This is a genomic window from Cereibacter sphaeroides 2.4.1 (assembly GCF_000012905.2).
Lineage (GTDB): Bacteria > Pseudomonadota > Alphaproteobacteria > Rhodobacterales > Rhodobacteraceae > Cereibacter_A > Cereibacter_A sphaeroides.
In genome coordinates this window covers 1,960,330-1,986,250 of the sequence record NC_007493.2, presented here as the reverse complement: position 1 = coordinate 1,986,250, position 25,921 = coordinate 1,960,330, and the positions used below count along the sequence as shown (strand labels likewise).

General features: G+C 68.7%; 24 protein-coding genes. 18 read left to right on the top strand and 6 right to left on the bottom strand.

Annotated features, from left to right (window positions below):
• Positions 1 to 23 precede the first annotated feature (23 nt).
• From bchY to dxs, 9 genes are all read left to right on the top strand, one after another.
• The gene (bchY, locus tag RSP_RS09595; protein WP_011338110.1) at positions 24 to 1,532 is read left to right on the top strand and encodes a chlorophyllide a reductase subunit Y; all 1,509 of its coding nucleotides are present in this window, start codon (positions 24 to 26) and stop codon (positions 1,530 to 1,532) included.
• Positions 1,532 to 3,007 (top strand): chlorophyllide a reductase subunit Z, encoded by a 1,476-nt coding sequence (gene bchZ, locus RSP_RS09590; protein ID WP_011338109.1) that lies wholly within the window; start codon positions 1,532 to 1,534, stop codon positions 3,005 to 3,007. The genes bchY and bchZ overlap by 1 nt, the downstream gene beginning before the upstream one ends.
• On the top strand, positions 3,004 to 3,237 hold the full coding sequence (pufQ, locus tag RSP_RS09585) for a photosystem biosynthesis protein PufQ (protein ID WP_009565703.1): 234 nt from the start codon (positions 3,004 to 3,006) through the stop codon (positions 3,235 to 3,237). The genes bchZ and pufQ overlap by 4 nt, the downstream gene beginning before the upstream one ends.
• A 130-nt stretch (positions 3,238 to 3,367) precedes the next feature.
• Positions 3,368 to 3,517 carry a light-harvesting antenna LH1, beta subunit gene (gene pufB, locus RSP_RS09580; protein ID WP_002720423.1) on the top strand — a complete coding sequence of 50 codons (150 nt, stop codon included), beginning with the start codon at positions 3,368 to 3,370 and terminating at the stop codon, positions 3,515 to 3,517.
• A gap of 13 nt (positions 3,518 to 3,530) precedes the next feature.
• Complete coding sequence (pufA, locus tag RSP_RS09575) at positions 3,531 to 3,707, top strand: light-harvesting antenna LH1, alpha subunit (protein WP_002720422.1); 177 nt, start codon at positions 3,531 to 3,533, stop codon at positions 3,705 to 3,707.
• 123 nt (positions 3,708 to 3,830) lie between these two features.
• Positions 3,831 to 4,679 (top strand): photosynthetic reaction center subunit L, encoded by an 849-nt coding sequence (gene pufL, locus RSP_RS09570; RefSeq protein WP_002720421.1) that lies wholly within the window; start codon positions 3,831 to 3,833, stop codon positions 4,677 to 4,679.
• Positions 4,672 to 5,598, top strand: coding sequence for a photosynthetic reaction center subunit M (gene pufM / locus RSP_RS09565; protein WP_002720420.1), 927 nt, complete (start codon positions 4,672 to 4,674; stop codon positions 5,596 to 5,598). Before pufL ends, pufM begins: the two co-directional genes overlap by 8 nt.
• A 12-nt stretch (positions 5,599 to 5,610) precedes the next feature.
• Positions 5,611 to 5,859: a reaction center-light-harvesting complex protein PufX gene (gene pufX / locus RSP_RS09560; protein ID WP_002720419.1), complete on the top strand. Its 249-nt coding sequence runs from the start codon at positions 5,611 to 5,613 to the stop codon at positions 5,857 to 5,859.
• 173 nt (positions 5,860 to 6,032) lie between these two features.
• Positions 6,033 to 7,979 carry a 1-deoxy-D-xylulose-5-phosphate synthase gene (dxs, locus tag RSP_RS09555; RefSeq protein ID WP_011338107.1) on the top strand — a complete coding sequence of 649 codons (1,947 nt, stop codon included), beginning with the start codon at positions 6,033 to 6,035 and terminating at the stop codon, positions 7,977 to 7,979.
• 26 nt (positions 7,980 to 8,005) lie between these two features.
• Here the strand turns inward: dxs and RSP_RS09550 are convergent, their stop codons facing one another.
• Positions 8,006 to 9,388 carry an NAD(P)/FAD-dependent oxidoreductase gene (locus tag RSP_RS09550; RefSeq protein WP_011338106.1) on the bottom strand — a complete coding sequence of 461 codons (1,383 nt, stop codon included), beginning with the start codon at positions 9,386 to 9,388 and terminating at the stop codon, positions 8,006 to 8,008.
• A gap of 167 nt (positions 9,389 to 9,555) precedes the next feature.
• Here RSP_RS09550 and RSP_RS09545 point away from each other — a divergent pair, with 167 nt between their 5' ends.
• From RSP_RS09545 to RSP_RS09535, 3 genes are all read left to right on the top strand, one after another.
• Positions 9,556 to 10,209, top strand: a complete 654-nt coding sequence (locus RSP_RS09545) for a protein-L-isoaspartate O-methyltransferase family protein (protein WP_002720416.1) — start codon at positions 9,556 to 9,558, stop codon at positions 10,207 to 10,209.
• Positions 10,210 to 10,256: 47 nt separating this feature from the next.
• On the top strand, positions 10,257 to 11,657 hold the full coding sequence (locus RSP_RS09540) for a TolC family outer membrane protein (RefSeq protein ID WP_011338105.1): 1,401 nt from the start codon (positions 10,257 to 10,259) through the stop codon (positions 11,655 to 11,657).
• 151 nt (positions 11,658 to 11,808) lie between these two features.
• Entirely contained in the window at positions 11,809 to 12,528 is a 720-nt protein-coding gene (locus RSP_RS09535) for a hypothetical protein (RefSeq protein WP_017140261.1), read from the top strand.
• 418 nt (positions 12,529 to 12,946) lie between these two features.
• On the opposite strand, the gene RSP_RS09530 is transcribed toward RSP_RS09535, so the two are convergent.
• A complete protein-coding gene (locus RSP_RS09530; protein WP_002720413.1) occupies positions 12,947 to 13,273 on the bottom strand; it encodes a DUF6280 family protein in 327 nt (108 codons plus the stop codon).
• A 208-nt stretch (positions 13,274 to 13,481) separates the two neighbouring features.
• On the opposite strand from RSP_RS09530, the gene efp reads away from it, so the two are divergent.
• Complete coding sequence (gene efp / locus RSP_RS09525) at positions 13,482 to 14,045, top strand: elongation factor P (protein WP_002720412.1); 564 nt, start codon at positions 13,482 to 13,484, stop codon at positions 14,043 to 14,045.
• A 145-nt stretch (positions 14,046 to 14,190) separates the two neighbouring features.
• On the opposite strand, the gene ygfZ is transcribed toward efp, so the two are convergent.
• Positions 14,191 to 14,958, bottom strand: a complete 768-nt coding sequence (gene ygfZ / locus RSP_RS09520; RefSeq protein WP_011338103.1) for a CAF17-like 4Fe-4S cluster assembly/insertion protein YgfZ — start codon at positions 14,956 to 14,958, stop codon at positions 14,191 to 14,193.
• Entirely contained in the window at positions 14,948 to 16,720 is a 1,773-nt protein-coding gene (locus RSP_RS09515) for an ABC transporter ATP-binding protein (RefSeq protein WP_011338102.1), read from the bottom strand. The genes ygfZ and RSP_RS09515 overlap by 11 nt, the downstream gene beginning before the upstream one ends.
• Before the next feature lie 170 nt (positions 16,721 to 16,890).
• Between RSP_RS09515 and RSP_RS09510 the strand changes: the two genes are divergently transcribed.
• Positions 16,891 to 18,093 (top strand): pyridoxal-phosphate-dependent aminotransferase family protein, encoded by a 1,203-nt coding sequence (locus tag RSP_RS09510; RefSeq protein ID WP_011338101.1) that lies wholly within the window; start codon positions 16,891 to 16,893, stop codon positions 18,091 to 18,093.
• A 226-nt stretch (positions 18,094 to 18,319) separates the two neighbouring features.
• Positions 18,320 to 19,165: a gamma-glutamyl-gamma-aminobutyrate hydrolase family protein gene (locus RSP_RS09500; RefSeq protein WP_011338100.1), complete on the top strand. Its 846-nt coding sequence runs from the start codon at positions 18,320 to 18,322 to the stop codon at positions 19,163 to 19,165.
• Between the two features lie 387 nt (positions 19,166 to 19,552).
• Here RSP_RS09500 and RSP_RS09495 read toward each other — a convergent pair whose 3' ends face one another.
• A complete protein-coding gene (locus RSP_RS09495) occupies positions 19,553 to 20,581 on the bottom strand; it encodes a L,D-transpeptidase (RefSeq protein ID WP_011338099.1) in 1,029 nt (342 codons plus the stop codon).
• Positions 20,582 to 20,804: 223 nt separating this feature from the next.
• Positions 20,805 to 21,995, bottom strand: a complete 1,191-nt coding sequence (kynU, locus tag RSP_RS09490) for a kynureninase (protein WP_011338098.1) — start codon at positions 21,993 to 21,995, stop codon at positions 20,805 to 20,807.
• 121 nt (positions 21,996 to 22,116) lie between these two features.
• Between kynU and RSP_RS09485 the strand changes: the two genes are divergently transcribed.
• The 3 genes from RSP_RS09485 (at position 22,117) to RSP_RS09475 (ending at position 25,729) form a co-directional block, all read left to right on the top strand.
• Positions 22,117 to 22,560, top strand: a complete 444-nt coding sequence (locus RSP_RS09485; RefSeq protein WP_017140259.1) for a methyltransferase family protein — start codon at positions 22,117 to 22,119, stop codon at positions 22,558 to 22,560.
• Between the two features lie 138 nt (positions 22,561 to 22,698).
• Entirely contained in the window at positions 22,699 to 24,270 is a 1,572-nt protein-coding gene (locus RSP_RS09480; RefSeq protein WP_002720404.1) for a Re/Si-specific NAD(P)(+) transhydrogenase subunit alpha, read from the top strand.
• Between the two features lie 10 nt (positions 24,271 to 24,280).
• The gene (locus RSP_RS09475; RefSeq protein WP_002720403.1) at positions 24,281 to 25,729 is read left to right on the top strand and encodes an NAD(P)(+) transhydrogenase (Re/Si-specific) subunit beta; all 1,449 of its coding nucleotides are present in this window, start codon (positions 24,281 to 24,283) and stop codon (positions 25,727 to 25,729) included.
• Positions 25,730 to 25,921 lie beyond the last annotated feature (192 nt).

Here is a 25,921-nt window from a genome sequence, read left to right as displayed (position 1 = left end):
CAGAAGCGGAAGGGGGCAGGACGATGAGCCAGACCCCAGGCGGCGCCCCGATGGCGCCCGAGGCCATGGGCTGCCATTCCACGGCCGACATGGCCGCCGCGGCCAGTGCCGCGGGCAACGGCGAACTGATGGAGCGGTTCAAGGCCGACTATCCGGTCGGGCCCCACGACAAGCCGCAGAGCATGTGCCCGGCCTTCGGGTCGCTGCGCACCGGGCTTCGGATGCGGCGGGTGGGCACGATCATCTCGGGTTCGGCCTGCTGCACCTACGGCCTCTCGTTCGTCTCGCATTTCTACGGCGCGCGGCGGTCGATCGGCTATGTGCCCTTCAATTCGGAATCGCTCGTCACGGGCAAGCTGTTCGAGGACATCCGCGAGGCGGTCCACGAGATGGCCGATCCGCAGCGCTATGACGCGATCGTGGTGACGAACCTCTGCGTGCCGACCGCCTCGGGCGTGCCGCTGCGGCTCCTGCCCTCCGAGATCAACGGCGTGCGGATCGTGGGCATCGACGTGCCGGGCTTCGGCGTGCCGACCCATGCCGAGGCGAAGGACGTGCTGGCGGGCGCGATGCTGAAATATGCCCGCTCCGAGATCGAGGCGGGCCCGGTGCAGGCGCCGGTCTCGGGCCGGTCCGACCGGCCGACCGTGGCGCTGCTGGGCGAGATGTTCCCGGCCGATCCGGTGATGATCGGGGCGCTGCTGGCGCCGCTGGGTCTTGCTGCGGGGCCCGTGGTGCCCTGCCGCGACTGGCGCGAGCTCTATGCCGCGCTCGACAGTGGCGTGGCCGCGGCGATCCATCCCTTCTACACGGCCTCGGTCCGCGAGTTTCAGGCCGCAGGCCGCGCCATCGTGGGCTCTGCCCCCGTGGGCCATGACGGCACCGCCGCCTGGCTTGCCGCCATCGGCGAGGCCTATGGCATCGCCGCCGACAAGGTGGCCGCCGCGCAGAACGCCTTCCTGCCCGCGATCAGGGGCGCGCTGGCCGGTGCGCCGATCAAGGGGCGCATCACGCTCTCGGGCTATGAGGGCTCCGAGCTGATCGTGGCGCGCCTGCTGATCGAGAGCGGCGCCGAAGTGCCCTATGTGGGCACCGCCGCAGGCAGGACGCCCTGGAGTGCCGCCGACCGCGAATGGCTCGAGGCCCGGGGCACGGTGGTGAAGTTCCGCGCCTCGCTCGAGGACGATCTCGCCGCGATGCAGGGCTTCGAGCCCGACCTCGCCGTGGGCACGACCCCGGTGGTGCAGAAGGCCAAGTCGCTGGGCATCCCGTCGCTCTACTTCACCAACCTCATCTCGGCCCGGCCGCTGATGGGGCCGGCCGGAGCGGGCAGCCTCGCGCAGGTGATCAATGCGGCCATCGGCAACCGCGAGCGGATGTCGAAGATGAAAGCCTTCTTCGCCGGCGTAGGCGAGGGGGATACGGCCGGCATCTGGGAGGGTGCGCCCAACCTGCGCCCCGACTTCCGGGCCGCGCACCAGAAGAAGCTCGAGAAGGCCGCCCGGGCCGCCAAGTCCGAGGAGATGATCTGATGCTCGTGCAGGATCATGACAGGGCAGGGGGCTACTGGGGCGCCGTCTATGCCTTCTGTGCGGTGAAGGGGCTTCAGGTGGTGATCGACGGCCCCGTGGGCTGCGAGAACCTGCCGGTGACCTCGGTGCTGCATTACACCGACGCGCTGCCCCCGCACGAGCTGCCCATCGTGGTGACGGGCCTCGGCGAGAGCGAGATGAGCGAGGGCACCGAGGCCTCGATGAGCCGGGCCTGGAAGGTGCTGGATCCGGCGCTGCCCGCGGTGGTGGTCACGGGCTCGATCGCCGAGATGATCGGCGGCGGCGTGACGCCGCAGGGCACGAACATCCAGCGCTTCCTGCCCCGCACCATCGACGAGGACCAGTGGGAAGCGGCCGACCGGGCGATGACCTGGATCTTCTCGGAGTTCGGGATGACCAAGGGTCGCATGCCGCCCGAAGCCAAGCGCCCCGAGGGGGCGAAGCCGCGGGTGAACATCCTCGGGCCCATGTACGGCGTCTTCAACATGGCGTCGGACCTTCACGAGATTCGCCGTCTCGTCGAGGGGATCGGCGCCGAAGTGAACATGGTGATGCCCTTGGGCGCGCATCTGGCCGAGATGCGACACTTGGTCAATGCCGACGCCAACATCGTCATGTACCGCGAATTCGGCCGCGGGCTGGCCGAGGTGCTGGGCAAGCCCTACCTCCAGGCCCCCATCGGGGTCGAGAGCACGACCGCCTTCCTGCGCCGCCTGGGCGAGATTCTGGGCCTCGATCCGGAGCCCTTCATCGAGCGCGAGAAGCACTCGACGCTGAAGCCCGTGTGGGATCTGTGGCGGAGTGTCACGCAGGACTTCTTCGGGACGGCCAATTTCGGAATCGTGGCGACCGAAACTTATGCAAGAGGCATCCGAAACTATCTCGAAGGCGATCTCGGGCTGCCCTGCGCCTTCGCCGTGGCCCGCAAGAGGGGCTCGAAGACCGACAACGAAGCGGTGCGCGGACTGATCCGCCAGCACCGTCCGCTCGTGCTCATGGGGTCGATCAACGAGAAGATTTACCTTGCGGAACTGAAAGCCGGTCACGGCCCGCAACCCTCTTTCATCGCTGCCTCTTTCCCGGGTGCGGCGATCCGGCGCGCTACCGGAACGCCCGTTATGGGATATGCAGGTGCTACGTGGTTACTGCAGGAAGTTTGCAACGCCCTGTTCGACGCCCTGTTCCACATTCTGCCCCTCGGGACGGAGATGGACAGCGCCGCCGCCACACCGACGACACTGCGCCGCGACTTCCCGTGGGATGCCGATGCGCAAGCGGCCCTGGACCGCATCGTAGAGGAGCATCCGGTTCTCACCCGGATCAGCGCCGCGCGTGCCTTGCGCGACGCCGCCGAGAAGGCTGCCCTCGATGCCGGTGCCGAGAGGGTCGTGAGAGAGACTGTCGAAGCCCTGCGTGGGCCGGGCTTCGGCGAGAGGAAGGGAGAGAACCAATGAGCGATCATGCCGTCAACACGCCGGTCCATGCCGCCAGGGCCCACGGGCACCGAGCACCACGTGCCGAGTTCTACGTCTACTTCGCCGTCATTCTGCTGGGCGCCTTCCCGGTGGCCTTCGTGAGCTGGATCGTCTCGACGATCCGCCACCGCAGGCTTCCCAAGCGCGGCCCCTTCGCGTCCGCCTGGTTCGATGCCAAGGCGATCACGCCGCTGATTTTCCGCGCCTGACCGCAGGTCAGGTTGCGACACGCCATTCGTCGTCTCCCCAAGGGGCGGCGGATTAATCGGGAGGGCATGGTGCCTTACCGTAACCCACGCCACCAGCATGTGGCGTCAGTCTTACGATCCGGAGGATAGCATGGCTGATAAATCCGACCTGGGCTACACAGGTCTTACGGACGAGCAGGCGCAGGAATTGCACTCCGTCTACATGAGCGGTCTTTGGCTGTTCAGCGCGGTGGCGATCGTCGCTCACCTCGCTGTGTACATCTGGCGTCCGTGGTTCTGAGGAGAACAAGATCATGAGCAAGTTCTACAAAATTTGGATGATCTTCGATCCCCGTCGCGTGTTCGTGGCTCAGGGCGTGTTCCTGTTCCTCCTCGCGGTGATGATCCACCTCATCCTGCTGAGCACCCCCAGCTACAACTGGCTGGAAATCTCTGCCGCCAAGTACAACCGCGTCGCCGTCGCCGAGTAATCGGGCCGGCCCTCCGTCGCGGGCGGCACCCACCGCCCGCGACGATTCCAAGGTTCAGCCATTGAGACGGCTCCGCTTCGCGCGCAAGCGCGGGTTGGGCCGACTGCAAGCGGAGAGGGAAGCATGGCACTGCTCAGCTTCGAGCGAAAATATCGCGTGCCGGGGGGCACGCTGGTCGGCGGAAACCTGTTCGACTTCTGGGTCGGCCCTTTCTATGTCGGCTTCTTCGGGGTTGCGACGTTTTTCTTCGCGGCCCTGGGTATCATTCTGATTGCCTGGAGTGCCGTACTCCAGGGTACCTGGAACCCCCAACTCATCTCTGTCTACCCGCCGGCCCTTGAATATGGCCTGGGAGGTGCACCCCTCGCAAAAGGCGGGCTGTGGCAGATCATCACGATCTGCGCCACTGGTGCCTTCGTCAGCTGGGCGCTGCGCGAAGTCGAAATCTGCCGTAAGCTGGGCATCGGGTACCACATCCCGTTCGCCTTCGCGTTCGCCATCCTGGCCTACCTGACGCTGGTGCTGTTCCGCCCGGTGATGATGGGCGCCTGGGGCTATGCCTTCCCCTACGGGATCTGGACGCACCTCGACTGGGTGTCGAACACGGGCTACACCTACGGCAACTTCCACTACAACCCTGCCCACATGATCGCCATCTCGTTCTTCTTCACGAACGCGCTGGCTCTGGCGCTGCACGGCGCCCTTGTGCTCTCCGCGGCCAACCCCGAGAAGGGCAAGGAAATGCGGACGCCGGATCACGAGGATACGTTCTTCCGCGATCTGGTCGGCTACTCGATCGGGACGCTCGGCATCCACCGCCTCGGCCTGCTGCTCTCGCTGAGCGCCGTCTTCTTCAGCGCCCTCTGCATGATCATTACCGGCACCATCTGGTTCGATCAGTGGGTCGACTGGTGGCAATGGTGGGTGAAGCTGCCGTGGTGGGCGAACATCCCGGGAGGCATCAATGGCTGAGTATCAGAACATCTTCTCCCAGGTCCAGGTCCGCGGACCGGCCGACCTGGGGATGACCGAAGACGTCAACCTGGCCAACCGTTCGGGCGTCGGTCCCTTCTCGACCCTGCTCGGCTGGTTCGGCAACGCCCAGCTCGGCCCGATCTATCTCGGCTCGCTCGGCGTCCTGTCCCTCTTCTCGGGCCTGATGTGGTTCTTCACCATCGGGATCTGGTTCTGGTATCAGGCGGGCTGGAACCCGGCCGTCTTCCTGCGCGACCTGTTCTTCTTCTCGCTCGAGCCGCCGGCACCCGAATACGGTCTGTCCTTCGCGGCTCCGCTGAAGGAAGGCGGGCTGTGGCTGATCGCGTCGTTCTTCATGTTCGTCGCGGTCTGGTCCTGGTGGGGCCGCACCTATCTCCGCGCTCAGGCGCTGGGCATGGGCAAGCACACCGCCTGGGCGTTCCTCTCGGCCATCTGGCTGTGGATGGTGCTGGGCTTCATCCGTCCGATCCTCATGGGGTCCTGGTCGGAAGCGGTTCCCTACGGCATCTTCTCGCACCTCGACTGGACGAACAACTTCTCGCTCGTCCACGGCAACCTGTTCTACAACCCCTTCCACGGTCTCTCGATCGCCTTCCTCTACGGGTCGGCCCTGCTCTTCGCGATGCACGGTGCGACCATCCTCGCGGTCTCCCGCTTCGGCGGCGAGCGCGAGCTGGAGCAGATCGCCGACCGCGGGACGGCAGCGGAGCGGGCCGCCCTCTTCTGGCGCTGGACCATGGGTTTCAACGCCACGATGGAAGGCATCCACCGCTGGGCCATCTGGATGGCGGTCCTCGTGACCCTCACCGGCGGCATCGGCATCCTGCTCTCGGGCACGGTCGTGGACAACTGGTACGTCTGGGGCCAGAACCACGGCATGGCGCCGCTGAACTGAGGAGCGATCACAATGGCTGACAAGACCATCTTCAACGATCACCTCAACACCAATCCGAAGACCAACCTTCGCCTCTGGGTCGCTTTCCAGATGATGAAGGGTGCGGGCTGGGCTGGCGGCGTGTTCTTCGGGACGCTCCTTCTCATCGGGTTCTTCCGGGTGGTCGGGCGGATGCTTCCGATCCAGGAGAACCAGGCTCCGGCGCCGAACATCACCGGCGCTCTGGAGACCGGGATCGAGCTGATCAAGCATCTCGTCTGAGACAAGTCTCGGGGCAGGGCGGCGCGAGGCCGCCCGCTCCTCCAAGTCCGGGCCATATCGCCGGCCCGGGTCCGGGGCGACACCACAGCCCGGTTCCCTTCCTGTTGGCGACAGGGACCTGGTGCCGTGTGGAAGACCGCACGGCACCCTTTTGACATTCACGGGAGGCTCTGATGACCAATCCCACCCCGCGACCCGAAACCCCGCTTTTGGATCGCGTCTGCTGCCCGGCCGACATGAAGGCGCTGAGTGACGCCGAACTGGAGCGGCTGGCCGACGAAGTGCGTTCCGAGGTGATTTCGGTCGTTGCCGAGACGGGAGGACATCTGGGGTCCTCGCTGGGGGTGGTTGAGCTGACTGTCGCGCTGCATGCGGTCTTCAACACGCCCACCGACAAGCTCGTCTGGGACGTGGGCCACCAGTGCTACCCCCACAAGATCCTCACCGGCCGGCGCGAGCAGATGCGCACCCTGCGCCAGAAGGGCGGCCTCTCGGGCTTCACCAAGCGCTCGGAATCCGCCTACGACCCGTTCGGCGCGGCTCATTCCTCGACCTCGATCTCGGCCGCGCTCGGCTTTGCCATGGGTCGCGAGCTGGGCCAGCCCGTGGGCGACACGATCGCCGTGATCGGCGACGGCTCCATCACCGCGGGCATGGCCTACGAGGCACTGAACCACGCGGGCCATCTGAACAAGCGCCTGTTCGTGATCCTGAACGACAATGACATGAGCATCGCGCCGCCCGTGGGGGCGCTTGCGCGCTATCTCGTGAATCTCTCCTCGAAGGCGCCCTTCGCCACGCTGCGCGCGGCCGCCGACGGGCTCGAGGCCTCGCTGCCGGGGCCGCTCCGCGACGGGGCGCGCCGGGCGCGCCAGCTCGTGACCGGGATGCCGGGCGGGGGCACGCTCTTCGAGGAGCTGGGCTTCACCTATGTCGGCCCCATCGACGGCCACGACATGGAGGCGCTCCTCCAGACGCTGCGCGCGGCGCGGGCCCGGACCACGGGGCCGGTGCTCATCCATGTGGTCACGAAGAAGGGCAAGGGTTACGCCCCCGCCGAGAATGCCCCCGACAAGTATCACGGGGTGAACAAGTTCGACCCCGTCACGGGCGAGCAGAAGAAGTCGGTGGCCAACGCGCCGAACTACACCAAGGTCTTCGGCTCCACCCTGACCGAGGAGGCCGCGCGCGATCCGCGCATCGTGGCGATCACCGCCGCTATGCCCTCGGGCACCGGCGTCGACATCATGCAGAAGCGTTTCCCGAACCGCGTCTTCGACGTGGGCATCGCCGAGCAGCATGCCGTGACCTTCGCGGCCGGCCTCGCCGGGGCCGGGATGAAGCCCTTCTGCGCGATCTATTCCTCGTTCCTGCAACGGGGTTACGACCAGATCGCCCATGACGTGGCGCTGCAGAACCTTCCCGTCCGCTTCGTGATCGACCGGGCGGGGCTCGTGGGGGCCGATGGCGCGACCCATGCGGGGGCCTTCGACGTTGGCTTCATCACTTCGCTGCCCAACATGACCGTGATGGCCGCGGCCGACGAGGCCGAGCTCATCCACATGATCGCCACCGCCGTGGCCTTCGACGAGGGCCCCATCGCCTTCCGCTTCCCGCGGGGCGAGGGGGTGGGCGTCGAGATGCCCGAGCGCGGGACGGTGCTGGAGCCCGGCCGGGGCCGCGTGGTGCGCGAAGGGACGGATGTCGCGATCCTCTCCTTCGGCGCGCATCTGCACGAGGCCTTGCAGGCGGCGAAACTTCTCGAGGCCGAGGGGGTGAGCGTGACCGTGGCCGACGCCCGCTTCTCGCGCCCGCTCGACACGGGGCTCATCGACCAGCTCGTGCGCCATCACGCGGCGCTGGTAACGGTGGAGCAGGGGGCCATGGGCGGCTTCGGCGCCCATGTCATGCACTATCTCGCCAATTCCGGCGGCTTCGACGGGGGCCTCGCGCTCCGGGTCATGACGCTGCCCGACCGCTTCATCGAGCAGGCGAGCCCCGAGGACATGTATGCCGATGCGGGGCTGCGGGCCGAGGATATCGCGGCCACCGCGCGGGGCGCGCTCGCCCGGGGGCGCGTGATGCCGCTCCGGCAGACGGCAAAGCCGCGGGCGGTCTGATCCTGCGGCGCTGACCGGGCTGCCGGTCAGCGCCCCGCGATCCTGTGGCCCAGGGCCGCGAGCCACGAGGGCGGGCCGCCTGCCTCTTCCCGCCGGTCGGCGGCCTCGAGCAGCCGATACATGCCGCGCACGCCCAGCCAGCGCAGCGGCTCGGGCTCCCACCGGCGGACGCGGCGGTTGACCCACGGCAGCCGGGTCAGCGCCGTGTCGCGCTTCAGCGCGAGATCGGCCAGCGTGCGGCCCGCGAGGTTCGAGGTCGAGACGCCCACACCCACATAGCCGCCCGCCCAGCCGATGCCCGTGGTGGGATCGAGGCCCACGGTCGCGCACCAGTCGCGCGGCACGCCCAGCACCCCGCACCAGGAATGGTCGATCCGCGCATCGGCCGCGGCCGGGAAATGCCGCTGCAGACGCTTCAGAAGATGGGCCACGGTGACGGCATCGGCCTCTCCCCGCTCGTCGATCCGCGACGCCATGCGATAGGCCCGCCCGCGCGCGCCGACGGCGATCCGCCCCTCGCGCGTGCGCTGGCAGTAGCAATAGGCATTGGCCATGTCGCCAAGGATCTCGGCCCCCTCCCAGCCGATCCGGTCCCAGATCTCGGGCGGCAGCGGCTCGGTCACGATCTGGGCCGAGTTGAGCGGCAGCCAGTCGCGCTTGGCGCCGGGCAGGGTGGCGGTGAAGCCCTCGGTCGCACGCAGGATGATGGGCGCCTGCACGGTGCCGCGCCGGGTCTCGACCCGACCGGGGGCGATGCCCAGCACCTCGGTGCCTTCCGCGATCCGCACGCCGCGCCGTTCGGCGGCTTCGGCGAGGCCGCGGACAAGCTTCGCGGGCTGCACCCGTGCGACCCCGCCCACCACCATGGCCCCTTCCGCCTTCGGAATGCGGATGCGCCGCGCCACCGCGTCGGCCTCGAGGAAGGATACCCGCTCCTCGCCCCAGCTCTGGCGGTGGCGCACCTCGGCCTCGGCGCGCGCCCGCTGTGCCGGCGTCACCGCCACCATCAGCTCGTCGGTCCTGTGGATGTCGGCGTCGATCCCCTCAGCCTCGGCCACCCGGATCACCTCGTCCACCGTGCCGCTCATGGCGGTCACCATCGCGCGCACGCCCTCGGCCGTCCCGGTCGAGAGATAGCGGTCGTGGGTCCAGGCGAAGCTGCCGGTGAGCCAGCCGCCATTGCGCCCCGAGGCGCCGAAGCCCGCGAACTCCTTCTCCAGCACCAGCACCTCGAGCTCGGGCGCCTGCTCCTTCAGATAGAGCGCCGTCCAGAGCCCGGTGTAGCCGGCCCCCACGATGCAGACATCGGCCCGCGCATCGCCCGCGAGCGGAGGCCGCGGCTGCGGCACCCCGCCGATGTCGGCATACCAGAAGGAAATGTCGCCGTTGCGGGCGGGGGAGGAGGTCATGGCAGGGCTCCGGCTCTGTGCCCGCGCAGAGTGGACGGGCGGAGGGCCGCTCGCAAGGGCGTGTGATGGCGGCCACGCTGTGGATAAACCCGTTCCGCCGTCTGTTGCCGCGCCTGCGCATCTGTGGCAAGAGGATGGAGACTGTAGCGGACGGAAGAGCTTGGCAGATGACGGATTTTGCGACGCGGCGCATGATGATGGTGGACACGCAGATCCGCCCTTCGGACGTGACCAAGTTTCCGATCATCGATGCGATGCTGACCGTGCCGCGCGAGGTCTATGTGCCGCGCCCCCTGCGGGAAGTCGCCTACATGAGCGAGAACGTGGCGGTGGCGCCGAACCGCGTCCTGCTCGAGCCGCGGACGTTTGCGAAGCTGCTCGACACGCTGAACATCCAGCCGGTGGAATCGGTGCTCGATGTGGCCTGCGGGCTCGGCTATTCCTGCGCCGTGATCGCCCGGCTGGCAGAGGCGGTCGTGGGCCTCGAGGAGGACGAACAGCTTGCCGCCGAGGCGCAGCGCACCCTCTCGGCCGAGGGCGTGGACAATGCGGCCGTGATCGTGGGCCCGCTCACCAGCGGTGCCGCCAAGCACGGGCCCTATGATGTCATCACGGTCGAAGGCGCGGTCGAGACGGTGCCGCAGGCGCTGCTCGACCAGCTGAAGGAAGGCGGCCGGATCGGCTGCATCTTCATGGAAGGCCCGCTCGGCGTAGCCCGCATCGGATACAAGGTGGACGGGGCGATCACTTGGCGCCCGGTTTTCAACGCCAGTGCCCCGGTCCTGCCGGGGTTCGAGGTGAAGCGCGATTTTGCGTTGTAAGGCAAGTCTTTCAGAAACAAGAGATTGACGGGACAGTGGAGAGGGCAATGAGAAAGATCAGACTGTGGGCCGTGGCGACCTGCTCGGCTCTGGCGGTGATGGCCTCGTCCGCGGCACAGGCGGAGACGCTCGCCGATGCCCTCATCTCCGCCTACCGCAACAGCAACCTGCTCGAACAGAATCGCGCGCTTCTGCGGGCGACCGACGAGGATGTGGCGGTGGCCGTCGCGGCTCTGCGCCCCGTCGTGCAGTTCGTCGCGCAATCGACCTACAGCTTCCAGCGGGTTCATGCGGATGCGACGCTCCTGACCCCTGCCGGGCGGACCAACGTCGAGAACCTGAACTCCTCGGTCGGGCTCACCGCCTCGATGACGCTCTATGACTTCGGGCGAAATGCGCTCGCCGTCGAGGCCGCCAAGGAGACGGTGCTCGCCACCCGCGAGGCGCTGGTGCAGGTCGAGCAGAACGTGCTGCTCGATGCGGTCAATGCCTATGTGCAGGTGCAGCTTGCGCAATCCATCGTCAATCTGCGGCGCAACAACCTCGGGCTGATCGATCAGGAACTGCAGGCCGCGCAGGACCGGTTCGACGTGGGCGAAGTCACCCGCACCGACGTGTCGCAGGCGCAGGCCGCGCTGGCGGCCTCGCGGTCCGACCTGACCTCGGCCGAGGGCGATCTCAAGGTGGCGCGCGAGGCCTACAAGGCCGCCGTGGGCCATTATCCGGTCGATCTCGCGCCGCGTCCTGCCGCGCCGCGCACCGCCGCGACCATGGAGGCGGCGCGCCAGGTGGCGCTCCGCGCCCATCCGCAGGTGCGGCAGGCCCAGCGTCAGGTGGCGGCGGCCGATCTGAACGTGGCGCGCGCCAAGGCCGCGATGCGTCCCTCGATCAGCGCCGAGGCGAATGTGGGGCTCGACGACGAGGGGCAGGAGTCGGCCAGCGTCGGCCTCTCCCTCCGGCACACGCTCTATGCCGGGGGCGAGTTGTCCGCGCTCTACCGCCAGACGCTTGCCAACCTCGATGCGCAGAAGGCGAACCTGCTGCAGACCGGCGTGAATGTGGCGCAGAATGTGGGCGTCGCCTGGTCGACGGTCGAGGTGGCCTCCGCCGCCATCGCCGCGGGGGACGAGGAAGTCCGCGCTGCCCGCACCGCCTTCGAGGGCGTGCGCGAGGAAGCGACGCTCGGCGCCCGGACCACGCTCGACGTGCTGAACGCCGAGCAGGACCTCCTGAACTCGCAGGCCGACCGTCTCACCGCCGAGGCGCAGCGCTATGTGGGGATCTATCAGGTGCTGGCCTCGATGGGGCTCCTGACCGTCGAACATCTCAATCTGGGCATCCCGACCTACGATCCGGCAGCCTACTACAACGCCGTGAAGCACGCGCCGGCCACCAGCGCGCAGGGCAAGCGGCTCGACCGCGTGCTGAAGTCGATCGGCCGGAACTGAGACTTTCCTTCCTGCGGGGCACGGGGTCGGCCAGTCCGGCCCCGTTTCCTTTTCGGAGTGTGCTGGGCGGGCTTCGACCTTTCCCGGCCCGGAACTTGTGCCGGAGGCTCATGCCTCTTAGACTGAGAAGATGCCAGGACCGGAGAGCCGAATGACGGAACGCATGACCAATGTGGAATATGGGGATGTTCTGTCCTCGATCCGCCGACTGGTGGCCGAGGGGGCGGGGGGAGAGCCCCTGCCGGTCGGCCCCGATCCTCTGGTCCTGACGCCGGCGCTTCGCGTGGTGACGCCGGTCGATACGGTGCCGCCAGCGCCCTTCATGGAGGCCGAGGAGGACTGGCTGCCCGAGAGCGACCCCGAGACCGGCGCGCCCTTCATCCGGCCTGCGACGGTCGTGAGCATCGTGGATGTAGCAGCGCGGCCGGAGACGGCCAAGGCGGACATGACGCGGGCAGATGCCGAAGTGGACCTCACGACACCGCCTGCGTCCTCTGCCGAACCGGACGAAATCGGGACGGCGGGCCCACCCAAAGCGCCTTCCTTGGCGTCGGGGCCTGTTGCCGATGCGGTGCCGCAGGACCCGCTCGCTGGACTGAGCTGGGCCGCAGAGGAGGTACGCCAGCGGCAGGAGGCTGTGACGGCCGACCGGGAGCCGCGGCTGCCGGCGGCTGCGCCAACCGCGGATATGCGGGCGCCGTCCGCCTCCGAGGGGGCGCTGGAGCTCGACGACGACCGTCTGCGCGCGATGGTGCAGGCCGTGATCCGCGAGGAGCTTCGGGGAGAGCTGGGAGAGCGCATCACCCGCAACATCCGCAAGCTGGTCCGCGCCGAGATTCATCGCGCACTGCTGGCCCGCGATCCCTCCTGACCGACCCTCGGCATCGGCTGATCGGCCGCGTCGCCCGAAAGGCGCCCGGGCGCGGCCGCGTCATCTCCCCCTGAGTCTCGGCCGTGCTCGATGGCAAGAGCGTCTTTGCGCCCGACCAGAGGCTCCGATCGAGAGCATCGCCGCACTCTCTTCGTCTGGACCTGCCCAAGCAGCCTTTAGGCCCCGCCTGTGGGGAAGGCGGCCCCTCGGGCGAGCCCGGAGGCCGATGCCGCCAGCGGGTGTTCCCTCAAGACCCGGACATGGTTGCCGAGGCGTGTGCAGCGCTGCGTCTCGAATGGGCCGCCCGGATGAAGCCCCGCTCTTCCCACTCGCCCAACCGAGCGAAGCCCCGCTTCAGCCCTTCGCCCAAAGAAAAACGCGCCCGGAAGGGCGCGCTTTCCTGTCGATGACGGATGGCTCAGGCCGCTTCTGCCTGATCCATTTCGAGCGCATGGCGCCGCTCGCTCTCTTCGCGCGAGAGCGCAACCGAGGTGCGGATGCCCTTGCTCACAAATTCCATCAGCCCCTTCACGACCCGCTCGTTGGGGTCGATGCCGGCGCAGGAAAGCACTTCGCGCCCGTCGCGCGACCGTGCCCAGCGGGCGATCTGTTCCGGCCCGTTGCCATACTTCTTGTCGTCCGCGATGGCATCATCCAGCGCGGCCAGCACCACGGCAGCGAACAGTTTGCGGGCACGTTGCCCCTGTTCGAAGTTGAAAGCGGTGCTGTCAATGAAATCGGCCATGAGTTTGTCCTGTTCTTGCTCTTTTCTCTTGTGGCGTTCGGCGAATATGCATAACCAGCCGCGATTCAGGATGTTCCGTTTGGAATGCCCGCCATGCACTGTGATCAAGTCTCGTCGCCGATAGTCCTCGTTTCCAGAGGCATTGCCGCCCGATCCGGGGGCATATATAGCGTAGCGCCACAGCCGATCAAGCGCGCCGGGATGCAGCATGCCGAAGATTAACGGAAACGAGATCAAGCCGGGATTCATCCTTGAGCATGACGGGGGACTCTGGGCGGCCGTGAAGGTCAACCATGTGAAGCCCGGCAAGGGCGGCGCCTTCGCGCAGGTCGAGCTCAAGAACCTCCGCGACGGGCGGAAGTTGAACGAGCGGTTCCGTTCCGAGGACAAGGTCGAGCGCACGGAACTCGAGAACAAGGACCAGCAGTTCCTCTACGAAAGCGACGGCCGGCTGATCTTCATGGATGCCGAGAGCTTCGAGCAGGTCGAGATCGACGCCGAGCTTCTGGGCGAGCGGCGACCCTTCCTGCAGGACGGGATGGTCGCCACGGTCAACTATTTCGGCGACGAGCCGCTGAACGTCACGCTGCCCGCGAAGGTTCGCTGCCGCGTCGTCGAGACCGAGCCGGTGGTGAAGGGCCAGACCGCCGCCAACAGCTACAAGCCCGCCATCCTCGACAACGGGATGCGGATCATGGTGCCGCCCTTCATCGGGCCGGACGAGGAGATCCTCGTGCATACCGAATTCATGGAATATTCCGAGCGCGTCTGATCTCTCCCGACAGGGAGTGCAAGGCTCTGCTGGCCTGCGGGCATCGGCTTTGACAAAGGAGCCCGCCCCGCGCCCGGCCCCCTTTCAGTCTGGCCCAAATATCCTCGGGGGGTGCGGGGGGCGGACAGCCCCCCGCGGGCGGCCGTCACTCCGCGAGGGGATCCAGATGCAGGGCAGCCTCGCCCGCGCGCATCTCGCCCTCGGCGCGGTCGTGGCGGACATGGGCGATGGCGCGGTCGCCCGAGCGGGTGAAGAGCGTGCCCGCGGGCTTGCCGTCTGCCGTGATCTCGGCGCCGAACGCCGCCTCGCCCGAGATGCGCACCCGCACCAGACCCTTCCGCAGCTCGGTCTTGTGCTTCATGCGCGCGGTCACTTCCTGACCCACATAGCAGCCCTTGCGGAAATCCACGCCGTGCAGCCGCTCGAAGCCCGATTCGAGCAGGTAGCTGTCGTCGGGGACCAGCTCGAGCCCGCTCTCCGGAATGAGATGGGCCACGCGGATCGCGTCCCAGTCCACTTCGGGGGCGCCCCCGTCCATCCCGTAGCCGCGCCAGCCGAGGGCCGGGTGGCGTGGGTCGGGCAGGGCGCCCGCGGGCGCCTCGCCGAGGCCGCGCACGACCGACAGGTCGAGCGGCGCGATCTGCACGTCGGCGCGCAGGCGATACATGGTGAGCCGCTTCAGCGTAGGATCGGCCAGCCGGTCCGAGATGTCGATGAAGAGCCGCCCGCCCGTCCGAACCACGAAGAAGTCCGCCAGATACTTCCCCTGCGGCGAGAGGAGCGCGGCCCAGACGATCCCGTCGGCGGTCTCGAGCGGTCGGACGTCGTTCGAGACGAGTCCCTGCAGGAAATGCAGGCCGTCCTTGCCCGAGATCTCCCAGAGCCTGCGGTCGGTTGCGATCTCACCCGGCATGGGTCTCTCCGTTCCTGAACTGCAGCCGGTGCAGTTCGGCATAGAGACCGCCCCGCGCCAGCAATTCCTCGTGCGTGCCCTGATCGACGACGCGGCCCTCTTCCATGACCACGATCCGGTCGGCCTGCCGCACGGTCGAGAGCCGGTGGGCGATGACCAGCGTCGTGCGGCCCTCGCCAAGCCGGCTCAGCGCCTCGGCCACCAGCGCCTCGGAGGCCGCGTCGAGCGCCGAGGTGGCCTCGTCGAGAAGCAGTACCGGCGCCTCCGAGACGAGCGCTCGCGCGATGGCCACCCTTTGGCGCTGGCCGCCCGACAGACGCGAGCCGCGCGGCCCCGCGGGCGTCAGATCGCCCTCGGGCAGGCCGTCGACGAACTCCGTCACATGCGCGGCCTCGAGCGCCGCCCGGAGCCGGTCCTGCGGCACGTCGCGGCCGAGGGTCACGTTTTCGCGGATCGTCTCGTCGAAGAGGCCCGCCTCCTGCGAAACGACGGCAAACTGCGCCCGCAGGTCCGACAGGGCCATGTCTGCCGCGTCGACCCCGTTGAGGAGCACGCGCCCCGACCTTGGCTCGATGAGGCCCGTGAGCAGATGGAAGACCGTGCTCTTGCCTGCGCCCGACGGCCCCACGAGGGCGGTCATCCTGCCCGGCGCGGCCCGGAAGCTGAGGCCGTTCAGCACGGGATGGTCGTCGTAGGCGAAATGCACGTCCTCGATCAGGATCTCGGGAACGCCTGCCTTAGGCGTGGCCGTGACCGGGCGGCGCAGCACCTGGGGTTCGGTGTCGAAGAGCCGGTAGATCCGCTCGAGGCTGGCGGCCGCGATCTGCCAGAAGCCCGACAGGTCGCCCAGACGCCGGAGCGGCTGGAAGGTGAGGGCCATGGCGGTGAAGAAGGACATGAACTCGCCCGTCGTCCGCTCGCCCGAGGCGATCTCGCGCCCGCCGAGGACGAGGACGGCGAAGAAGCCGATCCCGGTGATGACGTCGATCAGCGCGGGCATGGTGGCGCGCCCCACCGCCATCTTGAGCTGGCCCCGCACGATCACATCGACGATCCGCCGGAACCGGTCGAGCTGGTAGGTCTCCATCCGGTTCAGCTTGATCGGCTGGATGCCATGGAAGATCTCGTCGAGCCGGGTGGAGCGCGCCCCGGCCTGCACCCGCATCTGGCGCGTCTTCTTGCGGATATAGCGCTGCACGACCAGCGCAGGCAGGATCAGGAGCGGCGCCCCCACCAGCGCGGCCAGTGTCCAGATCGGATCGATGGAAACCGCCACGGCAAAGAGGCCGATCAGCGAGACCACGTCGCGCCCCATGCCGAGGATCACGCTCGACCAGACGCCCTGCACGGCGTTCGTGTCGCCCTGCACCCGCTCCATCAGCGCGCCGGGCGGGTTCTTCTGGAAGAAGCCCTGATCGAGGGTCAGGATGTGGCGGAGCAGATCGACCTGCATCGCGGTCGAGCTGATCTGCGAGACCCGCGTGAGAATGGCCTTGGAGGCCACCGAGGTGATCGCGCGCAGCACGAAGAGGCCGAGGATCGCCAGGCCCACCCACGGCAGCAGGTTGTTGCCGCCCGGGGCGAAGACGCGGTCGAAGAGCGGCTGGATCAGCCAGGAGAGCGCGCCGAGCGTCGAGCCCTCGATCACGTTGAGCAGGAAGGCCAAGCCCATCGTGCCCGTGTGGCGCTTGAGATAGCCGTGCCAGAGCCGGCCGAACAGGCGGCCGGAGCTGTAGCGCGGATCGGCGGGTGTGCGGGGCAAGGGCGGCCTCGTCGAAGGGTCCGCCGGGTCTATCGCGAAAGGGCGCCCGGTGGCAAGGCGGCGAGGGGCGGCCGGTCCCCGCGCGCGGCCGCCGGTTCGGGTCCGCGCGCGTCGATTGACCTTCTGCGGAGGCGGGCGTAGCCATTTCGGGCAACTCCCGGAGAAGATCCATGTCGCTTGCGCACGGCCGTCCCTATCTTGCCATTCCCGGCCCCTCCGCCATGCCGGACAGGGTGCTGAACGCCATGCACCGTGCCGCGCCCAACATCTACGAAGGCGCCCTGCACGAGATGGTGGCCAGCCTCTGGCCGGATCTGAAGCGCATTGCCGGCACCGAGCATCAGGTGGCGCTCTATATCGCGAACGGGCACGGCGCGTGGGAGGCGGCGAACGCCAACCTCTTCAGCCGCGGCGACCGGGCGCTGGTGCTGGCCACCGGCCGCTTCGGCCACGGCTGGGCCGAGAGTGCCCGCGCCCTCGGCGTCGATGTGCAGCTGATCGACTTCGGCCGGGCCGCGCCCGCCGATCCCGCCCGGCTGGAGGAGGCGCTGCGGGCCGACCCCGGGCATCGGATCAAGGCGGTGCTGGTGACCCATGTCGACACGGCCACCTCGATCCGCAACGATGTGGCCGCGCTCCGCGCCGCCATCGATGCCGTGGGCCATCCGGCGCTGCTCGCGGTCGATTGCATCGCCTCGCTCGCCTGCGACGAATATCGCATGGACGAATGGGGGGCCGACGTGACGGTCGGCGCGAGCCAGAAGGGGTTGATGACCCCGCCGGGGCTGGGCTTCGTCTGGTATTCCGACCGCGCGTTGGAACGGTGCCGCGCCTCGGATCTGCGCACGCCTTACTGGGACTGGACGCCCCGCAGCTTCGGCACCGAATTCTGGCAGCATTTCTGCGGCACCGCGCCGACGCATCACCTCTATGGGTTGCGGGCGGCGCTCGACATGATCCTCGATGAGGGACTGCCCGCGGTCTGGGCGCGCCACGAGGCGCTGGCGCGGGCGGTCTGGACGGCCTTCGACCATTGGGGCGCGGGCAATCCCGAGATTGCGCTCAACGTGGCCGATGCTGCGTGCCGCGGCCGCTCGGTGACGGCGGCCCGGATGGGCGCGCCCCATGCGACGCGGCTGCGGGAATGGACCGAGACGCGGGCAGGCGTGACGCTCGGCATCGGCCTTGGCATGGCGCTGCCCTCGGAGCCCGCCTATCACGGGTTCCTAAGGGTCGCGCACATGGGCCACGTGAACGCCCACATGACGCTCGGCGCGCTCGCGGTGATGGAGGCGGGGCTCGCAGCGCTCGAGATCCCGCACGGGGAGGGGGCGCTGGCCGCTGCCGCCGCCAGCCTCGGCGCGGCAGCCTGACCCGGAGCACGGCCGTGCTTCGGCCGCTCCGTGCAGGGCGACGCCCGCCGCCCTGCGCGGGTCATGCGGAAGCTGTCTCCCGCCCGATCAGCCGCACCCGAGGAGCGCTACCGGCGCAGCAGCCCGGGCACAGGCTGCACAAGAACGCGGCGTTCTGTGCATCAGCGCAAGGCTCTGGCTGCGCCTTTCCCTTCACCTGCGGGCACTGAGGCCCTATCTTCTCACCATGCGATCCCAGATCCCCGGCCCCAGCTTTCCCAGCCCGTCCCCTGTCGGCTCCGCCCGGCCCGGTCCCGCCCACCGCCGGCCAGTCGTGGGCATCATCGGCAACTCCTCGCTCCTGAACGAGAGCTACCCCGTTCATGCGGGGGGCACGATGAACAGCGAGGCCGTGGCCCTTGTCTCGGGCTGCCTGCCGCTCATCATCCCGACCGATCCGACCTTCGTGACGGTCGAGGAACTTCTCGATCTCTGCGACGGCTTCCTGCTGACCGGCGGCCGCCCGAACGTCCATCCGTCCGAATATGGCGAGGACGAGACGCCCGCGCACGGATCCTTCGAGCGGGCCCGCGACGCGATCACCCTGCCGCTGGTGCGCGCCTGCGTCGAGCGCGGCCAGCCCTTCCTCGGCATCTGCCGCGGCTTTCAGGAAGTGAACGTCGCGATGGGCGGCACGCTCCATCCCGAGATCCGCGACCTGCCGGGGCGGATGAATCATCGGATGCCGCCCGACGGCACGATCGAAGAGAAGTTCGCCCTGCGGCACCCGGTGCGCTTCACGCCGGGCGGGGTGTTCCACCGGCTGATGGGGGCGGAGGAGGTGATGACCAACACGCTCCACGGTCAGGGGATTGCGCGCGCGGGCCAGCGGATCGTGATCGACGGCACCGCCCCCGACGGCACGCCCGAGGCGATCTATGTCGAGGGCGCGAAGGGCTTCACCCTGTCGGTCCAGTGGCATCCGGAATGGAACGCCGCAAGCGATCCGGTCTCGCGCCCGCTCTTCGCGGCCTTCGGCGCCGCGGTGCGAGACTGGGCGGAGTGCCGCGCCCCGACCCGTCTCAGCGCCTGAGCACCGGCGCGCCGGCAGGAACGGCCGGATGCGCAGGGTGAGCTTGCCGGAGAGCCAACAGCCGTGCCTTAGCGCCGGCGCGAATGGCCAGACGCGTCAAGGGGAGGAGCCGGAGACTCGACCGCCGTGCCTGAGCGCCTGCACGAATGGTCGGACGCGTCAATGAGAGCCGCCGAAGAGCCGACCGCCGTCTCCTGCGGGGAAACCCCTCCTTGCCTTGGAGGTCCGCCTTAGGGCGTCCATGAAGCCCTCTCGGTGTGCCGGGACGGGTCGGCAACCCTCATCAGGTATCAGAGCCTCATCCGCGGCATCAGGAGCCGCCGGGGGGGCGCAATGCGAAAGGGCCGCCCGAGGGGCGGCCCGATCAGAGCAACGGGTGATCCCCGATCAAAGCGAGTCGGTGGCTTGGCTTTCCGCAGGCGCCGCGGCTTCGGCCGGAGGCAGGACCACCGGGGCATCGGGCACCTCTTCGGGCGCCGGAACGGCCGAGGGCTCGTCGGCCAGAGGGCCCGTGGTCTCGGGTGGCGTATCGGCGGCCGGGGCAGGGGGCGTGGCTTCTGACGGGCTCGTCGCGGTGGGCTCGGTCGCTGCCGGCTCCGCTGCGGCGGGGGCGCCGTAGGGCGAGAGCATCGGCAGGTTCGACAGCCCCGACGGAATCGCGGGCTTGGCCGGCGCGGTCACGGCCGCCACGGCCACGGGCTTGGCCTTCTTCGGCGGGGGCGGCGGCAGGGTGAGGCCGGTCGGCATCTTGCCGTCATGCGTCATCACCACGACCTTCGCTCCGTCCGGCACGCGCTCGAACAGGTCGACAACGTCCTGGTTGATCATGCGGATGCAGCCCGACGAGGCATTATGCCCGATCGAGTTCCATTCCGGCGTCCCGTGGATGCGGTAGCCGTAATCGCGCCCGTTGGTCTCGAGATAGAGCGCGCGCGCACCGAGCGGGTTCGTGGGCCCGCCGGGCTGGCCCTTCTCCCATTTCTTCAGTTCGGGCTTGCGGTCGATCATCTCGGGCGGCGGCGTCCAGGTCGGCCAGTGGCGGCGGTTTGCCACCACGGCCGTGCCGGACCACTGGAAACCTTCCTTGCCGACCGCGATCCCGTAGCGGATCGCCGTATCCTTGCCCGTCACGAAATAGAGCACGCGCTCGCGCGGGTTGATGACGATGGTGCCGGGCGCCTCGTTGCTGGTATAGGCCACGGTCTGGCGCTGATACTGCACCGGCACCCGGTCGGTGGGGATGGCGGGCAGGGTATATTTGCCGTCCGCCCGGGCCGCATAGGCCCCCTCGAAGAGCTTCGGCTGCGGGGCCGGTTCCTCGACCTTGCCATTCACCATGGCTGCGTCCGGCACGCAGCCCCCCAGCATCCCCGCCGCGAGTACCGCGGCTGCAAGCTTCCGTCCGATCAGTTCCATTCCGCTGTCCTGCCCCGCGCCCGCCCTGTCGGCGGGCTGTCTGACATGGGAAGGTAAACGACTCGGCGTCGATGGTCAAAGCCGGACGGCGGAGATCCCCCGAAAGCAAGTGTTTTTTACGCGCGCGGCACCGGGTTCTGCCGGGTCCGCTCCCGTGAGCGGCAGCGCCGTCGTCGGGGGCTCGATGCCCCCGGCGACGGCCCCTCCCTCACGCGCTCCCCTGTCAGGTCACGGCTGCGCGCCGGCGATAGTCCTCACGGTCCCAGAGCCGGCCCGCCATCACCTCGCCGAGAATTTCCGCCGCGCGGCTCACCTCGGAGGCGCCGATATAGAGCGGCGTGAAGCCGAAGCGCAGGATGTCGGGCGCGCGGAAATCGCCGATCACGCCGCGCGCGATCAGCGCCTGCATGATCGGATAGGCCTCGGGATGGCGGAAGCTCACCTGCGAGCCGCGGCGCTCGTGCGTGCGCGGCGTGGCGAGCACGAGGTCCGGGCAGCGCGCCTCGACCTCGGCGATGAAGAGGTCGGTCAGCTCCAGCGAGCGCGCCCGCAGATCGGCCATCGCCACGCCCTCCCAGACGTCGAGCGCCGCATCGAGGGCCGCCATCTGGATCACGGGGGGCGTCCCCACCCGCATCCGCTCGACCCCGCGCGCCGGGCGGTAGGCCGGATCGAAGGCGAAGGGCGCCTCATGCCCGAGCCAGCCCGAAAGCGCGGGCACTGCGCGCTCGCCGTGGCGGGGGGCCACATAGATGAAGGCGGGCCCGCCGGGGCCGGAGTTCAGGTACTTGTAGGTGCAGCCCACCGCGAAGTCCGCGCCCTCCTCGGCCAGCCGGACGGGCAGGGCGCCGGCGGAATGGGCGAGATCCCAGATCGCGAGCGCGCCCGCGGCATGGGCCCGGGCGGTGAGGGCCGCCATGTCGTGCCGCCGCCCGGTGCGGTAATCCACCTCGGTCACGAGGATCGCGGCCACGCTTTCGTCGATCGCATCCTCGAGCGCCTCGGGCGCCACCACGCGCAGTTCGCGGTCGCCCAGCATCCGGCAGAGCCCCTCGGCCATGTAGAGATCCGAGGGGAAGTTGCCGCTGTCCGACAGGATCACCCGCCGGTCGGGGCGCATCTCGCAGGCCGCGGCCAGCGCCTGGAAGACCTTGATCGAGAGCGTGTCGCCCAGAACCACCGTCCCGGGCTCCGCCCCCACCAGCCGGCCGATCCGGTCGCCCAGCCGTCGCGGCATTTCCATCCAGCCCGCGCGGTTCCAGCCGGTGATGAGCATCCCGCCCCATTCCTCGGTGACGCAGCCCGCCACCCGCGCCGCCGCCGCCCGCGGCAGCGGACCGAGCGAGTTTCCGTCGAGGTAGATCACGCCCTCGGGCAGGTCGAACATCGCCCGCGTCGCCTCGAAATCCGTCATGCGTCCCTCCCATTCTGCGCAACGGAGGTAGCGGCAAATGGCGCGGGGCCGCAAGGCGCCTCGGCCCTTTGCGGGGCGCCCCGCCCGTGGCATGAGGGGGCGACCCGCGCAAGGAGACCGCATGAAGCCTCTCGACCTGCCGCCGCTTTGGCTGCTGCTCTTCGTGATCGTGGCCCTCGCGCTCGACCGGCTGGTGCCGTTCGGGCTGTTCGGCGCGCCCGGACGGATCGCGGCCGTGGGCCTCGGCGGGACAGGCCTCGTGCTCGCGGGGCTGGCCGCGCGCCTGATGCGCCGGGCCGCGACCACCGTCCTGCCGCACCGGCAGCCGAGCGCCCTCGTGACCGACGGGGTCTTTTCGATCAGCCGCAACCCGATCTATCTCGGCGATCTCCTGATCCTGCTCGCGGTGCTCCTCTGGATCGACGCGCCGCTGGGCCTGCCGCTCGTGCCCGCCTTCCTGTGGGTGCTCACGCGGCGCTTCGTCGAGCCCGAGGAGGCACGGTTGCGCCTTGCCTTCGGGGCGCAATTCGACGACTGGACCCGCCGGACACGGCGCTGGCTGTGACGCAGCGGCAACGCGCCCGCTGGACGAAATCTGCAACTTGCTGCAAGGCGGCAACCGTCTTGTGCAATTTTCTTGCGCAATGTTAAACAGGCGGGCCGGCGAACCCCGCCGGAAGCCGCGAATGAAGGGGGATAATCGGTGAAGATCGGAGCACCCAGGGAGATATTCGAGGGCGAGGCCCGCGTCGCCATGACGCCGGACTCCGCCCTCCAGCTGCAGAAGCTCGGGCATCACTGCGTGATCGAGACCGGCGCGGGCATGAAGGCGGGCTTCTCCGACGAAGCCTATGCCGCCGCCGGCGTCGAGGTCCTGCCCTCGGCCGCGGCCCTCTTCGAGGCCGCGGACATCGTGGTGAAGGTGCGCGGTCCCGAACGGGCCGAGGCCGAGCGGCTGCGCCGCGGACAGACGCTGATCTCCTTCTTCTGGCCCGCCCAGAATGCCGAGCTTCTGGAGCTCTGCAAGGAGAAGGGCGCCACTGTCGTCGCGATGGACATGGTGCCGAGGATCTCGCGCGCGCAGAAGATGGACGCGTTGTCCTCGATGGCCAATATCGCGGGCTATCGCGCGGTGATCGAGGCCGGCAACAACTTCGGCCGCTTCTTCACGGGGCAGGTGACGGCGGCGGGCAAGGTGCCCCCGGCCAAGGTGCTCGTGGTGGGTGCGGGCGTAGCGGGCCTTGCGGCCATCGGCACGGCCACCTCGCTCGGTGCGATCACCTATGCGTTCGACGTGCGGCCCGAAGTGGCCGAGCAGATCGAATCCATGGGCGCCGAATTCGTCTATCTCGAGTTCGAGGAGGCGCAGGACGGCGCGGCCACCGGCGGCTACGCGGCCCCCTCGTCCCCCGAGTTCCGCGAGAAGCAGCTGGCCAAGTTCCGCGAGCTCGCCCCCGAGATGGACATCGTCATCACGACGGCGCTCATCCCCGGTCGGCCGGCGCCGAAGCTCTGGACCGAGGACATGGTCTCGGCCATGAAGCGCGGCTCGGTCATCGTCGACCTCGCCTCCGAGCGCGGCGGCAACTGCGACCTGACGGTGCCCGACCAGAAGATCGTGACGCCGAACGGCGTGACCATCGTGGGCTATACCGACTTCCCCTCGCGCATGGCGGCTCAGGCCTCGACGCTCTATTCCACCAACATCCGCCACATGCTGACGGATCTCACGCCGAAGAAGGACGGCGTGATCCATCACAACATGGAGGATGACGTCATCCGCGGCGCGACCGTCACCCATGACGGCGCGATCACCTTCCCGCCGCCGCCGCCGAAGGTCGCGGCCATCGCGGCCGCGAAACCGCGCGAGAAGGTGAAGGAGCTGACCCCCGAAGAGAAGCGTGCGGCCGAGATCGCCACCTTCCGCAAGCAGACGGTGAGCCAGGTCGCGATGCTTGCCGTGGGCACGGCGCTCCTCCTGTTCGTGGGGATGTATGCGCCGCCTTCGTTCATGGCGCATTTCATCGTCTTCGCGCTGGCCTGCTTCGTGGGCTTCCAGGTGATCTGGAACGTCTCGCACAGCCTGCATACGCCGCTGATGGCGGTCACGAACGCCATCTCGGGCATCGTGATCCTCGGCGCGCTGCTGCAGATCGGCTCGGGCAATGTCCTCGTGGTGCTGCTTGCGGCGATCTCGGTCCTGATCGCCACCATCAACATTGTGGGCGGCTTCCTGGTCACGCGCCGGATGCTCGCCATGTTCCAGAAGTCGTAAGGAGGGCCCGATGAGCATCGGACTGACATCCGCCGCCTACATCGCCGCGGCCATCCTCTTCATCCTCTCGCTCGGCGGCCTCTCGGGGCAGGAGAGCGCGAAGCGCGCCGTCTGGTACGGCATCGTCGGCATGGCGCTGGCGGTGGGCGCCACGGTCTTCGGGCCGGGCGTGGGCCATTACGTCATCATCGCGGTGATGGTGATCGCGGGCGCCGTGGCCGGGGCCTATGTGGCCAAGAAGGTCGAGATGACGGAGATGCCGCAGCTCGTCGCGGCGCTCCATTCCTTCGTGGGTCTGGCTGCGGTCTTTATCGGCCTCAACGCCCAGTTCGAGCTGGGCTCGGTCGTGGCGGTGAAGGAGCAGGGCGGCAACCTCGAGGCGCTCGCGGGCTTTGCCGCGGTGCTGGCCCACAAGATGCCGGTCGAGATCCTGATCCTGAAGGTCGAGGTCTTCCTCGGCATCTTCATCGGCGCCGTGACCTTCACGGGTTCGGTGGTGGCCTTCGGCAAGCTCGCGGGCAAGATCGACGGCAAGCCCGCCAAGCTGCCGGGCGGCCATGCGATCAATGCGGCGACCATCGTGGCCTCGCTCGTGCTGCTCGTGATCTACTTCAACGCGCCGGCCGGTTCTGCCGTCTGGACGCTGCTCCTGATGACGCTGATCGCGGGCTTCCTCGGCTGGCATCTCATCATGGGGATCGGCGGGGCCGACATGCCTGTCGTCGTGTCGATGCTGAACAGCTACTCGGGCTGGGCCGCGGCGGCCATCGGCTTCACGCTGGGCAATGACCTCCTGATCGTCACCGGCGCGCTGGTGGGCTCGTCGGGTGCGATCCTCTCCTACATCATGTGCCGCGCGATGAACCGCTCGTTCATCTCGGTGATCCTCGGCGGCTTCGGCGGCACCACCGGCCCGGCGCAGGAGATCGCGGGCGAGATGATCGCCATCGATGCCGACGGCGTGGCGGCCGCGCTGAACGACGCGGATTCGGTCATCATCGTGCCGGGCTACGGTATGGCGGTGGCGCAGGCGCAGGGCTCGGTGTCGGAACTGACCCGCAAGCTGCGTGCCCGCGGCAAGGACGTGCGCTTCGCCATCCACCCCGTCGCGGGCCGTCTGCCGGGGCACATGAACGTGCTTCTGGCCGAGGCGAAGGTGCCCTACGACATCGTGCTCGAGATGGACGAGATCAACGAGGACTTCCCCTCGACCGACGTGGCCATCGTCATCGGCTCGAACGACATCGTGAACCCGGCGGCGCAGGAAGATCCGAACTCGCCCATCGCCGGGATGCCGGTGCTCGAAGTCTGGAAGGCCAAGCAGGTGTTCGTCTCGAAACGCGGGCAGGGCACCGGCTATTCGGGCATCGAGAACCCGCTGTTCTACAAGGACAACACGCGGATGTTCTATGGCGACGCGAAAAAGAGCCTCGACGCGCTCCTGCCGCTGATCGAGTGACCTTCGGGTCCGTCCCCTTGCGCGCGCTCCGCCCCCCGGCGGGGCGCGCATTCCGTTTGGGGGGTGCTTGTCAGGCTTCGGTCTCCGGCCGCGCGAGCCTCGCACGCCGCGCTGGGGACAGTCGGGCAGGGGTCCCGCAGTCGGGAGAGCCGCGGGAACCCGCCGCGCCTCAAGGCGCTCCTCTCACGAACA

Excerpts from the sequence above, each read along its gene's own strand:
- bchY (WP_011338110.1), top strand. The coding sequence starts at position 24 with ATGAGCCAGACCCCAGGCGGCGCCCCGATGGCGCCCGAGGCCATGGGC.
- bchZ (WP_011338109.1), top strand. The coding sequence starts at position 1,532 with ATGCTCGTGCAGGATCATGACAGGGCAGGGGGCTACTGGGGCGCCGTC.
- pufQ (WP_009565703.1), top strand. The coding sequence starts at position 3,004 with ATGAGCGATCATGCCGTCAACACGCCGGTCCATGCCGCCAGGGCCCAC.
- pufB (WP_002720423.1), top strand. The coding sequence starts at position 3,368 with ATGGCTGATAAATCCGACCTGGGCTACACAGGTCTTACGGACGAGCAG.
- pufA (WP_002720422.1), top strand. The coding sequence starts at position 3,531 with ATGAGCAAGTTCTACAAAATTTGGATGATCTTCGATCCCCGTCGCGTG.
- pufL (WP_002720421.1), top strand. The coding sequence starts at position 3,831 with ATGGCACTGCTCAGCTTCGAGCGAAAATATCGCGTGCCGGGGGGCACG.
- pufM (WP_002720420.1), top strand. The coding sequence starts at position 4,672 with ATGGCTGAGTATCAGAACATCTTCTCCCAGGTCCAGGTCCGCGGACCG.
- pufX (WP_002720419.1), top strand. The coding sequence starts at position 5,611 with ATGGCTGACAAGACCATCTTCAACGATCACCTCAACACCAATCCGAAG.
- dxs (WP_011338107.1), top strand. The coding sequence starts at position 6,033 with ATGACCAATCCCACCCCGCGACCCGAAACCCCGCTTTTGGATCGCGTC.
- RSP_RS09550 (WP_011338106.1), bottom strand. The coding sequence starts at position 9,388 with ATGACCTCCTCCCCCGCCCGCAACGGCGACATTTCCTTCTGGTATGCC.
- RSP_RS09545 (WP_002720416.1), top strand. The coding sequence starts at position 9,556 with ATGACGGATTTTGCGACGCGGCGCATGATGATGGTGGACACGCAGATC.
- RSP_RS09540 (WP_011338105.1), top strand. The coding sequence starts at position 10,257 with ATGAGAAAGATCAGACTGTGGGCCGTGGCGACCTGCTCGGCTCTGGCG.
- RSP_RS09535 (WP_017140261.1), top strand. The coding sequence starts at position 11,809 with ATGACGGAACGCATGACCAATGTGGAATATGGGGATGTTCTGTCCTCG.
- RSP_RS09530 (WP_002720413.1), bottom strand. The coding sequence starts at position 13,273 with ATGGCCGATTTCATTGACAGCACCGCTTTCAACTTCGAACAGGGGCAA.
- efp (WP_002720412.1), top strand. The coding sequence starts at position 13,482 with ATGCCGAAGATTAACGGAAACGAGATCAAGCCGGGATTCATCCTTGAG.
- ygfZ (WP_011338103.1), bottom strand. The coding sequence starts at position 14,958 with ATGCCGGGTGAGATCGCAACCGACCGCAGGCTCTGGGAGATCTCGGGC.
- RSP_RS09510 (WP_011338101.1), top strand. The coding sequence starts at position 16,891 with ATGTCGCTTGCGCACGGCCGTCCCTATCTTGCCATTCCCGGCCCCTCC.
- RSP_RS09500 (WP_011338100.1), top strand. The coding sequence starts at position 18,320 with ATGCGATCCCAGATCCCCGGCCCCAGCTTTCCCAGCCCGTCCCCTGTC.
- RSP_RS09495 (WP_011338099.1), bottom strand. The coding sequence starts at position 20,581 with ATGGAACTGATCGGACGGAAGCTTGCAGCCGCGGTACTCGCGGCGGGG.
- kynU (WP_011338098.1), bottom strand. The coding sequence starts at position 21,995 with ATGACGGATTTCGAGGCGACGCGGGCGATGTTCGACCTGCCCGAGGGC.
- RSP_RS09485 (WP_017140259.1), top strand. The coding sequence starts at position 22,117 with ATGAAGCCTCTCGACCTGCCGCCGCTTTGGCTGCTGCTCTTCGTGATC.
- RSP_RS09475 (WP_002720403.1), top strand. The coding sequence starts at position 24,281 with ATGAGCATCGGACTGACATCCGCCGCCTACATCGCCGCGGCCATCCTC.